Here is a 12,873-nt window from a genome sequence, read left to right on the forward strand (position 1 = left end):
CAACATGTGTAGCGCTTTTTGTTGTTGGAGAAGGCATTATAAAAACTTAGGAAATGAAACCATACGTGAGTTCTGATGTTAATCCGAGCAACAATAGGTAAGGTGTTATCTTCTGTCCTTTCCAAGCCTTGCGAGTCAGAACGTTAACTTTTTTGGAATTTTTACAATTGGATTTTAATAAAGAAAAAAGGGGTCTAAAGCACCTCTTGTAGTAATGGGAAATAATACAAAAATGGTAGAGGGGTTTTCAGATATAGTAGTTTTTATTAAAAAATTTGATGAGGTAGGAAGTTTTACTGTTTTCGAAAAATGACATAACATCAGTCATTTACCTAAAAGTTTACCAGAAATAGTTTTACTTTACGTCTCTTTAATTTTAAAGTGTATATCCAATGTATAGGGAGCAGTCGAAAGTGATGTTAAGTACTCTTTTGTACCTATTTTTGTTGGAAATATTAATTATTTAATATTTGAATATTTTTAATATTGTTGACATATAAAGGTGGGTGTCTATAATGTAAAACACAGTTGTCGTTTGAAAACTGTTATATTAATTGGGTATTTTATCCACTCTGGGAAAGTAGTGATTGGATGGAGAATAGGAAGGGGATGTAGGATTTTGCGATATGAATCTCTCTATAAATGATAGCGCTATCATTTGGTGAAAAATTTATTGAAGTATTCGTATTTGAATGTAGTGATCTACACTAGTAGAACACACGCTGTTTGAATGAATTTGTAGCATACTAATTGATAGGGTGGTTATGTAATGAAGCGTTCAACGAAATTATTTATGCATATGACACTTATTTTAGTTCTGATTTTCTTATCTGCCTGTTCAAAAAAGGATGTAGTATTAAATGAAAAAGTGCAAAGTGTTTCCAAAGCTGTTGAAGTCCATCGCGATGAATTTGGAGTTCCACATATATATGCAGACTCGATGGAAGACTTATACAAAGCTTATGGTTATGTGATGGCACAAGATCGACTATTTCAGCTAGAGATGTTTAAACGGGCAAATGAAGGTACAGCTGCGGAGGTATTTGGGGAAGAGTATCTAGCACATGATGAAAAGATACGACGTGATGGACACACTGATGAGGCGATTCAAAAAATGATCGATACAATGGATCCTTTTGCGAAAGAAATCATTGAAAACTTTTCAAGTGGGATTGATCGCTATGTCCGAGAGGCCCTTGAGGATCCCGAGAGTAAATTATCAAAGGAATTTTCTGAGTATGATTTGAAACCTGAAAATTGGACAAGTGTAGATGTTCTTCGCTTGTACATGGCTTCTATGACGGCCTTCATGGATCAAGAGCAGGAGCTTGAAAATGCTACTATTTATGCCAAATTGTTAGATGAATACGATGAAGAAAAGGCTCAAGCAATTTTTAATGATATGGTTTGGATAAACGATCCGGACGCACCAACAAGTTCGGAAAGCGATGCTTCGATTGGTGAAGGAACGCCATTTGCAAATGTTAAAACGCTAGAGCAAGTCGCGTTCGCGGGCGAGACTGTCTCGTCGATGCGAGAAGATTTTATTGAGAAACGGCAAGAGCTGGGGGTCCCATTAAAAGTAGGTAGTAATGCCGCGATTATTGGCGCTTCAAAATCTACATCTGGTAATCCAATTATGTTTGGTGGACCGCAAGTAGGTTTTACAGCACCTGGCTTTATTTATGAAGTCGGACTTCACGGGCCAGATCTTGATATTCAAGGTTCATCATTTATTGGCTATCCCTTCATTATGTTTGGTGCGACGAATGACTTTGCCTTTACAGCAACTGCTGGCTATGGTGATGTGTCTGATATTTTTGAGGAAGAGGTAAATCCCAATAATCCGAATGAGTATAAGTTCAATGGAGAATGGGTGGAATTTGAAAAAAGAACGGAAAGTATTGATGTGAAAAAAGATAATGGAAAGATCGAAACTGTTACTCGGGAATTTCACGAGAGTATTCATGGTCCCGTTATATTTAAAGATGATGACAATCATATTGCTTACAGTAAAAAATGGGCATTTCGAGGAACTGAAGCAGACAGTTGGGCAGCTTATGTAAAGATGAACTATGCAACGAATCAAGAAGAATTTGCGAAAGCTGCAAGAGAGTATACCCTGTCATTGAATTGGTTTTATGCTGATAAAAACGATGAAATCGCTTACTATCATGTCGGTCAAATACCTGAGCGGGATGAGCGAGTAGATTGGCGTTTCCCCACACCAGGAACAGGTGAATATGAGTGGAAAGGTTTTCTAGACACAGCGGATAATCCACACGAGATCAATCCTGAACGTGGCTTTGTAGCGAATTGGAATAACAAACCTGCGCCAAACTGGAATACGAATGAACAAAACTATATGTGGGGAACAGATCACCGGAATCATCAATTTATAGATAGAATTAGTGCACGAAATAAGTTATCGATTGAAGATGTAAATGAAGTCAACTATGAAACGAGCTTTGTCAATTTGAAGACACGTTGGTTCAAGCCATTTTTGCTAGATGCTCTTTCAACGAAAGTAGATAGCCACCGTAAATATGAGAATGCTATCTCCATTCTAGAAGATTGGAATAATTTAAATGAAGATAAAAACAATGATGGCTACTATGATTCACCTGGCGCAACAATTATGAAGGCTTGGTGGGATCAGTTCTTTGTTAATGTTACAGAGGAAGACATTGGTAAATTTTACGAAGAGATGAGACCGTTCGTAGATCATCGATCAGGTGGTTCAGGCTTATTGTCCCGCCTCGTTCAAGGAGATAAAGCGGCATTACAAGTAGAAAATGATTGGTTAAAGGGACGTAACCTTGAAGAAATTGCACGTGAAAGTTTCGATCAAGTTGTAGTGGATCTGGAAAAAGAATATGGTGCATCAATGAAGGAGTGGATCATGCCGATTGAGACGATGACATTCGGCGCTGAATCCCTTATAGGAGTGCCGCATGGACTAGGATATCAGCAACCCATTATTTTAATGAATCGCGGAAGTGAAAATCATTTTGTTGAAATGACAGAGAATGGCCCTGTAGGCATGAATGTTACACCACCTGGCCAGATCGGTTTCATTAGACAAGACGGTGAGTATTCTCAACATTATAAGGATCAGATTGAAATGTTTAAAAACTTTAAGTATAAACAAATGCTTTTTGAAAAAGAGGATGTTCTAGATAATTCCGTTGAGACATTTGAGATTGATTTTCAAGAAGAGTCATAGGGTGAGTGAAGTATTTGCTATGAAAGAACTGTAAGGAGGACTGAGAAGTGGGTGTGGATCAGTTTTAAGTATGACGTGGATAGTCCATACTCTTTCTGATTAAGGTTTCGCATAATAGAATATGTACAAATTGGAGATTCACGACTAACAATAGGTGGTACATTTGATTTGGAAGTAGCAACAGAAGTACAGCGGCAATTGCAAAGTAGAAAGACGATGGGGAAATTAGTATTGACAATGTAAAAATAAGCTGTTCCGGTCGGTTGAATGACTGGAACAGCTTATATTTCTGTGAGATTATATCGTTCTAGTATTGTTGATTTTGACTATCTTCAGGATCTGTTGCATATTCTCCATATTGTTCACTTTCGTCGTTTACTGATTCATCCTCTACTGATAAAAACTCGCGTAATGCTTGTTTGTTTTGTTCTAGGTTAATCTCGAGAACAGCACCAACTTCTGTGCGCAAGTCCCCAAATGATCCTTCTACCGGAATACGCAGTGATTCCATTTCGTTATCCTTTCCACCAGTCAACATACCTTTAGCAATTGTAAAGATCGTTTTACTGTCGATGTTCGTATCAATGTATGGATCAATAACGCCCATTAATTTCGGTATATTGACGAGTGTCTGTAAACTCATCGCTTCGTCTTTTAGTTTCCCTAACGCTTCTTGTTGACGTTGCACGCGACCGTAATCACTGTGGATGTCGTGGCGGAATCGTACGTAACCGAGTAATTGATCCCCGTTCAATTTTTGTTGTCCGGGATAGAGAGTTAAACCTAGGCCGTGTGACATCTCATATGGAATATCGACTTCAATACCGTCAGGAGCGATGACATCGACGATTTTTGAGAAACCTTCGAAATTAACAATCGCATAATATTGTACATCAACATCAAAATTTTGCTTGATCGTTTGTCGTACTAATTCAGGTCCTCCAAGTGCATAAGCGGCATTGATCTTTTCCATACCGTGACCCGGAATATCGACGTATATATCACGCATCAACGAGATTAATTTCACTTTGTTTGTTGTTTGATCGTAGTGACCGATCATCAAAGCGTCTGAACGAGTGTCATCTTCGTCGCCTCTCGCATCATCACCGATCAACAATACGTTAATTTCTCCAAATTGTGATTCGCCACCTTCAAAGTCGTCAAAAGCGGAATCGCTAGTAGAAAAAGTATTACTACTGTCGCTAAGTTCTGTATGTATTTCATTTGTTTTGCCGCCGCTCGCAAACGATAAGCCGTTTGAATATTGTGCAGCGACGTATCCGCCACCCGCTAACAGTAGCAAAGTGAATACCATGAATATTAACCGTTTATATTTTCTTTTAAGTTTTTTCTTACGACGCTTTCCAGTCTCTCTGTTTTCCATTAATGTCACACCTACTCATTTAATTATGAATTCTTTGTTAGTACGCTTGAAGCAATTTGGACCGCGATCGCATCATCTAGATACCCGACCGCAAAAATGTAGTCCGGGATGACATCTACAGGAATGATAAAGTATAATAATGCGCTGCCGATAATGGCTAGATCACGTTTTGCAACATCTTGCATTTTAAACCGTGTAAATAATTCTTTCATTTGATCGACGAATGGACCTACTCCGCCAGCCAGTTTTAACTTGTTATCGAAGTCATGTAGAATTCTTTCTCTTCCTTCAGTGCTTTGAACATATGCTTCGTAACTTGCAAGTTGATGTTCGACTTTTTCAATAGAGATATCCGCAGATAGAAGTTCTGATGTTTCGACCAGTTGTTGAATCGTTTCATCGTATGTAGAATGGATCACATGTTTATGATCAACCGGATAGCCTGCCGCGTGAAGTAACTTGGCTAATGGAATTTCTAAAATTATTGCGAATTTCTCTAAATGATCCAGTGTTGCTTTGCGCTTTTCATTAATGATTCTGGAGATGGTTGAAGTGTCAATATCTGTAAGCTCGCTTAGTTTGCGCATGGACAATGAACGATCTTCTAAAACATCACGCAACAACTGCCCGACAGACAGACCAAGACTACTTTCTGACATGACACTACCCCTCCAATTCTACTACACCAGTAAAAATATGTACTTCTCTCAAAATAATAAATGTTTGTTGGCAAATTGTCAACGGTTATAAGCAAGGATCTTTTTTTGTCGAAAAACGTCTGTCGCTAATTATAGTAAAGCTTGACCGAATCACAATCCATAGGCTTTATCGTATGGTTATTTTCACGTTCTGATCAGTATGGCCCTCAGTGCGGTTGGCCAAGTATCATGCAGCCAATCGTTCCGGAAGTAATGACGGAACATATAGAAAAAAGTTTCAATAGGATCCGAACTGAAGTGAGAAGTTTTGCAGGTGATAGGCATTTGGGATATATATTCGAAGATGGACCAAAAGATCACAGGGGATTACGGTACTGTATTAACAGTGCATCGATTGAATTTGCACCGCTTAAAAGAAATGGTAGCTAAAGTCTATCTGACAATTTACGTAAAATAATAAACGACGAATACAATAGAAGGAAAGGCGAGCGGCAGTGGCTTTCTTTTCTTTTTAACATGATTAATATAGCAAATCGTGGACTAACACGACAAGCTGTATGTAGAAGCCGTGCTGTTGCTGAATGGAATAACTTGCATGGATCATTGAAGACATGGAAAAAGGATTGATAGGGTTGCCTACACAGCATATAGTACGACAAGGCAGTATAAGTATTTAAAACATCGGTATGCATGTTAAACTCAATTATGGTGAGAATACGAAGCCCCAGTAAATTCTGCTTTAACATTGGGATGACTGTAACGATTTGTCTCGGTAATTCAACGAAATGAATTTCATTCGTCAGGAAAAGAACTGATTTTCTGGGCTGTATTCGCATATAACTAATGGAAAAGAGGGGAAGGGATTCAATGCAAGAAATGATAGCGAAATGTAGAATGGAAGTTAAAGGTATTTATAATAAATTTGATGCGAGTCATGATCTTGATCATATTGATCGTGTAATGAAAAATGCAGAGAAAATTTTAGCGACAGAACCCAGTGCTGATGAACTAGTCGTCCGTTTAGCAGTTCTATTGCATGATGTAGAAGATGCAAAATATGAAGAGATGCATGAAGTCACTACGAAAGAGTTGCTTGAAAAAATAGGTGCGTCACCACAGATTGCAGACAATGTGATGTCCGCGATTGAAAGTGTTTCATTCAGTGGTGGCAATGCAAAAGATATTACATCCATTGAAGGCGCAATTGTCAGAGATGCTGATCGTTTGGATGCCATAGGCGCGGTCGGCATTGCGCGGGCATTTGCATTTGGCGGGGCACGCGGCAGGAAACTGTACGATCAACAAGAAGAAGCTCGAATGGATATGTCTGAGTCAGAATACCGTATAAAGGAAACGGCTACCGTTACACATTTTCACGAGAAGTTATTATTACTTAGCGAATTGATGGTCACAAAGGAAGGTACGCGTTTGGCAAAAGAACGACATGAATTCATGGTAAGTTTTTTACAGCAACTACGGAAAGAAGTTGATTGAAAAATAGATTGCTAATTCTGAACTCGCTAGGATAGAATGAGGTAACTAATAATAATTTATCCGATAGAGAAAAAGGTGACGTCTTGGACAGAAATAATCGATTATTCATCATTACACTCGTTGTCATCGCCTTGTTTACATTAGGTGGATTCGCAGTACAAAAAGGATTCATCACATTTTAATACTGAAACGAATATTCAGAGCTCATCGGTCATAATGGATCGGGAGCTTTTTTGTTTGGATTGGACGAATTGTTTTACATTTTCACTCATAAGACCCCCTAGGCCAGTTACTTTACGTTTGGGATTAAGTATTTTTACACGTTCAAGTGCGTGAGTAAACAAAAATGGGTATAAATTGGTTCGAGTGCTGCATAGAAATGATAATACTGTAAAAGGGAGAGTGTTCTATATGTTTAAAGAACAGGAAACACGAATGATAACTGTATTTGGTGAAGGGGCAGTGAAAGTCTCGCCTAGTACGGTTCATATTGTATTATCTGTAGTGTCAAGAGGAACCGAACTCGGAGAAATCCAGCGAGAAAACGCTAGACGCATGAATCAAGTAATCCAGTCGCTACAAAAAGCGGGTATTGCAGAAACATCCATTCAAACGATTGATTTTCAAATTCGTCCAGTCTATGAATACGTGAATGGAGAACAGCGCTTTCAAGGGTATGAAGTGATTAATTCCATCCGCATTACAAGTAACGAACTTTCACGAACAGGTGAACTGGTTGATCTTGCGGTCAAAAATGGTGCGAATCAAATTGGATCGATCGAATTCACGATGCCCGATCAAGAAGAACAATATCAGCAAGCGCTGGTGCTAGCCTTGCAAGATGCAGAGACTAAAATGATTACGATTGGAACTTCGTTGAAATTACAGAACCGGCCAATTCCATTAAAGGTTGAAGAGCAGCATACATCTCAACCAGTAGCGTTCCGCGCGATGGCTATGGCAGATGCCGGTAGAACACCCATCGAGTCGGGTACGATTACGATCAGCGCAAGCCTGCAAGTGAAATATCAAATAGTCTGACAATGATCTAGTAAGTTAATGGGCAGTCTGCTACTATGATGAAAAGGCTTTTGAAAGAGGCGGTCCGTATGGATGTACATTTCATCATTAATGAACAAGCTGGAGATGGTAAAGGGGCCAAGTTGTGGGCAAACTTGCGACTGAATACCAGCTATCCATTTCATCTGACCGAGCGACGTAATCATGCGGAAGAACTTGCATGGCGACTTGCTAAACAAACCACTGTGTCATTATTGATCATCGTAATAGGCGGGGATGGGACAATCCATGAAGTGCTAAATGGTGTTGCAGGTTATCCTCATGTAACAGTCGGGGTCATGAAAGCGGGGTCCGGTAATGATTTCGCAAGGACGTTTCCAGCATTTAATAGTTTGCAGGAAGTGGAATCTTATATCGCAATCGAACCGGCTAATAGAAAAACTGTAGACTTTGGCTCCGTGAAATTGAGCGCCTCACATCAACGTTATTTTGCAAGCAACTGTGGTTTCGGCTTAGATGCAGATATTTCATTGGCAGTTGGACAATCTACTATTAAAAAGACGCTAAATAAATGGAAGCTTGGTAGCATAGTGTATGCACTGACCGTAGCGCGCAGTTTATTAGCCTTCAAACCATTTAACGCGACCATTCAAATGGACTCGGATACACGGATATTTGAGAATGTCTGGATGATCACTGTCAGCAATCAAAAATACTACGGTGGCGGTATGAAAATTTCTCCTCATTCTATTTATGATGATGGAGAGTTTGAGCTGACAATCATCCACTCTATTTCTGTGCTCAAATTTCTTGCAGTATTTTTAACGGTATTCAATGGAAGCCATACGAAGTTAAAAGGAGTTTCTACTTATAAAAGTGACCAATTCATTATTGAAACGGATCGAGTAGTAGGTTGTCATACCGACGGGGAATATATTGGGACAACTACAAACCAGTCTGTCATTTGCGAAGTCGATCAGCGTAAGTGGTTTGTAGCGGATAAATCGATAGTGTAATCGCGTCATGGTGTCAAGGTGGAATCGGTTTAGAATGCTGTGCTATAGTGAAAGTAACAAAGCGGGCAGGTGATTACGGTGCAAAAAAAGCACAGAAAAGTCATTAGAATAGGGAATGTGGTCGTCTTTCCTGGAACACTCGAACGTCTTCATCGTGAAGGTAGACAGGCATTGGAACGTGACCTTCATGAAGAAGCGGCACGGAATTTCGAATCTGTATTAGAAATTGATCCAGAAGATTACACAGTTTTTGATGGTTTGGCTATTTCTTTATATGAAATGAAAGAATATGAACGAGCAAAAGAATTCGCACTTCTTGCTATGCAAAACCAAGCTGGCGATTACATAGAATTACTTGAGCTTTATCTTTCGATTTCGATCCAATTACAGCAATACGATGAGGTAGAGCTGACGATACAAGGTCTGTTGGAGAAAGAAATCATTCCAGAATATAGCTTGCAGAAGTTTCAATACTTGCGAGAATTGAATAGTCGATTATCTGATCGTTATGAAGAACCTTCTATTGAGGAGCCTTCTATTACAAGCGAGCAATTTCACCAAATGGGACCGATGGAGCAACAGGAATTCTTACTTTCATTGCAACATCAGAAATTACAACCGTATATTCCAGTGTTAGTAGATGTAATTGAAACAAAGGAAGCGTTACCTGTTGTGAAGACCTATGCGTTGATGTTATTGCAACAAATAGGCTATCAAGAGTCACTAGCTGTACGGAAATACCACTTTGAAACAAAAGCTAATCCATCGAGACTAGTTTCACCCGAAGAAGATCAATTTGTTCAGGAAGTGCAGTTTCTCGCAAAAGCGCAATTTGAAAAAGATCCTACGGCTAGTGAACTGGTTGTCAATCTGATCCTTAAGTACAGTGTCTTACTGTTTCCATTCCACTGGGGGCCTTACACAGCGGAAGAGGTAGCCAGCGCGTATGTTGCGTATACAAAGCAGTTATTATATGGTAAGCAGACGGAGGATTCTTCATTGCTATCGTTCATACGTTCGGTGGATGAAGAAATGGAGCGTTGACAGTGATTAATTCTTGAAAGATGAATAGACTATGTTATACTAAAATGGTTGTCAACTGCTTACCTGTCCTCAGCAGTGTTGTCGCTTCTTACAGGCGGAACAAATTGAGCCGATTCAGGTAAAGCCTTCAAAGAGTGTCGAAGATTTTTTAGGATGTACAGAAAAAATTCAGATACAATCATGCGAAGGTATAATTGATTAAAATAAAAATAAAAGTATTGCAAATGATTTGGAGGTCATACATATGACAGTTAAATGGGAAAAATTAGAGGGTAGCGAAGGGAAACTTACGTTTGAAGTTTCCGTAGATCGTTTCAACGAAGCATTAGATGAAGCGTTCAAAAAAGTAGTAAAGAAAGTACAGGCACCTGGATTCCGTAAAGGGAAAATGCCACGCAAAATGTTCAATAAAATGTACGGTGAAGAATCACTTTACAACGATGCTATCGATATCGTACTACCTGGAGCATATTCTGCTGCAGTAGACGAAGCGGACGTAGATCCAATCGCAGCTCCTGAAATCGACATTGAAAAGCTAGAAAAAGGCGAGCCTGTTGTTTTCACTGCAATTGTAGCGCTTAAGCCAGAAGTAAAGCTTGGAGATTATAAAGGTCTTGAAGTAACTCGTCAAGCAGTTGAAGTAACAGACGAGGAGGTAGACGCACAGCTTCAACAACGTACTGAAGCACTAGCAGAAATGGTAGTCAAAGAAGATGGCGTTGTGGAAGACGGCGATACAGCTACAATCGATTTCGAAGGATTCGCTGATGGTGAAGCTTTTGAAGGTGGACAGTCAGAAAACTACGAACTTGTAGTAGGTTCTGGTTCATTTATTCCAGGATTTGAAGAGCAAGTAGTAGGCATGAAAACAGGAGAAGAAAAAGAAATTGAAATCACTTTCCCTGAAGAATACCATGCTGCTGAATTAGCTGGAAAGCCTGCTACATTCAAAGTAAAAGTGAACGAAATCAAGTCTAAAGAAGTTCCTGAACTTGATGATGAGTTGGCAAAAGAAATCGACGAGAGTGTATCTTCTGTTGAAGAGTTACGCACGAAGTTGAAAGAAGAAGCTGAAGAACTGAAAAAGAATGATTCTGAAACAGCACTTCGTGACGATTTAGTAGAACAAGCTGCAAGCAACGCTGAAATGGACATTCCACAAGCGATGATCGATTCAGAAACGGATCGTATGATGCAGGACTTCGAACAACGTCTACAAATGCAAGGCATGAACTTGGATCTTTACTTCCAGTTCTCTGGTCAAGACGAGCAAACACTTCGTGATCAGATGAAAGACGACGCACTAAGCCGCGTACGCGTTTCATTGACACTTGAAGCAATCGGCGCTGCTGAAGAAGTAGAAGTGCCAGAAGAAGAAGTACAAGCTGAGCTTGAAAAAATGTCTGAGCAATTCGGTATGGACGTTGAGCAAATCAAGACTACTCTTGGTGGTACATCTGTACTGGAGAACGACCTTCGTTTCAATAAAACAGTACAACTACTTGTTGACAACGCAAAAATCATCGACTAATCTTTCTATATGAACGCAACAAGGTACGGGTTGTCCGTACCTTGTTTTTCTTAAATAAAAGAACTCATGTATAGTCTTCCGGAAACTCCACAAGCTAGAACACAAATAACCATACATATCTGGCTGGTTGTAATCGGTCATTAAGTTCTAAATAGTTGATTAAGTCATGGTAATCTTGTAGTATATTGACTTGAATAGGGGTGAGCATAATGTTCAAATTTAATGATGAAAACGATAACCTTAGCTGTTCTTTTTGTGGGAAATCTCAAGAGCAAGTCCGCAAATTGGTAGCAGGTCAAGGTGTTTATATTTGTGATGAATGCGTTGAACTTTGTGCGGAAATCGTGGAAGAGGAAGTAGGTCTTGAAGAAGGCTTCGAGCTAAAAGATGTTCCGAAACCAAGAGAAATCCAAGGTATCCTCGATGACTATATCATCGGGCAAGATCGCGCAAAGAAATCACTCGCTGTAGCAGTGTACAATCATTACAAACGGGTAAATTCAAGCAGTAAAATTGATGATGTCGAGCTAGCTAAATCCAACATCGTCTTAATCGGTCCAACTGGTAGCGGTAAAACATTACTGGCACAAACGTTGGCTCGTATTTTGGATGTGCCATTTGCGATTGCAGATGCGACTTCATTAACTGAAGCAGGATACGTCGGGGAAGACGTAGAGAATATTCTCTTGAAATTAATTCAAGCAGCAGACTTCGATATCGATAAAGCTGAAAAAGGTATTATCTACATTGATGAAATCGACAAGGTAGCTCGTAAATCTGAGAACGCGTCGATTACTCGTGACGTATCGGGTGAAGGTGTGCAACAAGCCTTGCTGAAGATTCTTGAAGGAACGGTTGCGAGCGTTCCACCACAAGGCGGCCGTAAGCATCCTCATCAAGAGTTCTTGCAAATCGACACAACGAATATCTTATTCGTTGTAGGTGGAGCATTTGATGGAATTGAAGATATCGTTAAACGCCGTATCGGACGTAAAGTCATCGGCTTTGGTTCTGAATCCAAGCAAGAAATCAATGAAGAAGATAGCCTATTGGCTAAATTGATTCCTGAGGATCTTCAATCATACGGTTTAATTCCAGAATTTATTGGTCGTTTGCCGGTAATCGCAACGCTCGATACATTAGATGCAGATACATTGTATCAAATTCTAACAGAGCCCAAAAATGCGATCGTCAAACAATACCAGAAGATGGTCGAACTTGATGATGTAGATCTTCAATTTGAAGATGATGCATTGATCGAAATCGCAAAAGAAGCGATTGCTCGTAAAACGGGTGCACGTGGACTTCGTTCCATTATTGAAAATATCATGTTGGATGTAATGTACGATCTACCTTCACTTGAAGAAGTGAAGAAATGTATCATTACGAAGGACTCTGTTCTTGGTAAGTCTACTCCGATCTTGCACCGAGAAGACGGATCTGTATACGAATCAGATAACGAAAAAAATACCGCATAACGCCGAAAAGGCAAAAGGGCC

At 39.6% G+C, this 12,873-nt stretch carries 10 protein-coding genes; 8 read left to right on the forward strand and 2 right to left on the reverse strand.

What is annotated here, in order from left to right:
• The first annotated feature begins 769 nt into the window (after nt 1-769).
• Nucleotides 770-3,226: a penicillin acylase family protein gene (locus tag CSV67_RS01030; protein ID WP_099629771.1), complete on the forward strand. Its 2,457-nt coding sequence runs from the start codon at nt 770-772 to the stop codon at nt 3,224-3,226.
• 307 nt (nt 3,227-3,533) lie between these two features.
• Here CSV67_RS01030 and CSV67_RS01035 read toward each other — a convergent pair whose 3' ends face one another.
• On the reverse strand, nt 3,534-4,610 hold the full coding sequence (locus tag CSV67_RS01035; RefSeq protein ID WP_099629772.1) for an LCP family protein: 1,077 nt from the start codon (nt 4,608-4,610) through the stop codon (nt 3,534-3,536).
• A 23-nt stretch (nt 4,611-4,633) separates the two neighbouring features.
• Nucleotides 4,634-5,269 carry a DUF1232 domain-containing protein gene (locus CSV67_RS01040; RefSeq protein ID WP_099629773.1) on the reverse strand — a complete coding sequence of 212 codons (636 nt, stop codon included), beginning with the start codon at nt 5,267-5,269 and terminating at the stop codon, nt 4,634-4,636.
• 228 nt (nt 5,270-5,497) lie between these two features.
• Here CSV67_RS01040 and CSV67_RS01045 point away from each other — a divergent pair, with 228 nt between their 5' ends.
• The 7 genes from CSV67_RS01045 (at nt 5,498) to clpX (ending at nt 12,852) form a co-directional block, all read left to right on the forward strand.
• A complete protein-coding gene (locus tag CSV67_RS01045; RefSeq protein WP_233192534.1) occupies nt 5,498-5,698 on the forward strand; it encodes a peptide-methionine (R)-S-oxide reductase in 201 nt (66 codons plus the stop codon).
• Between the two features lie 438 nt (nt 5,699-6,136).
• Entirely contained in the window at nt 6,137-6,763 is a 627-nt protein-coding gene (locus tag CSV67_RS01050) for an HD domain-containing protein (protein WP_099629775.1), read from the forward strand.
• A 411-nt stretch (nt 6,764-7,174) separates the two neighbouring features.
• The gene (locus CSV67_RS01055; protein ID WP_099629776.1) at nt 7,175-7,804 is read left to right on the forward strand and encodes an SIMPL domain-containing protein; all 630 of its coding nucleotides are present in this window, start codon (nt 7,175-7,177) and stop codon (nt 7,802-7,804) included.
• 35 nt (nt 7,805-7,839) lie between these two features.
• Entirely contained in the window at nt 7,840-8,799 is a 960-nt protein-coding gene (locus tag CSV67_RS01060; protein ID WP_099629777.1) for a diacylglycerol/lipid kinase family protein, read from the forward strand.
• A 78-nt stretch (nt 8,800-8,877) separates the two neighbouring features.
• Nucleotides 8,878-9,843: a tetratricopeptide repeat protein gene (locus CSV67_RS01065; RefSeq protein WP_099629778.1), complete on the forward strand. Its 966-nt coding sequence runs from the start codon at nt 8,878-8,880 to the stop codon at nt 9,841-9,843.
• Nucleotides 9,844-10,087: 244 nt separating this feature from the next.
• On the forward strand, nt 10,088-11,374 hold the full coding sequence (tig, locus tag CSV67_RS01070) for a trigger factor (RefSeq protein ID WP_099629779.1): 1,287 nt from the start codon (nt 10,088-10,090) through the stop codon (nt 11,372-11,374).
• 209 nt (nt 11,375-11,583) lie between these two features.
• Entirely contained in the window at nt 11,584-12,852 is a 1,269-nt protein-coding gene (gene clpX, locus CSV67_RS01075) for an ATP-dependent protease ATP-binding subunit ClpX (RefSeq protein ID WP_099629780.1), read from the forward strand.
• The last annotated feature ends 21 nt before the right edge of the window (nt 12,853-12,873 follow it).

The sequence above is a fragment of the Sporosarcina sp. P2 genome (genome assembly GCF_002743255.1).
In the GTDB taxonomy this organism is placed as follows: Bacteria; Bacillota; Bacilli; order Bacillales_A; family Planococcaceae; genus Sporosarcina.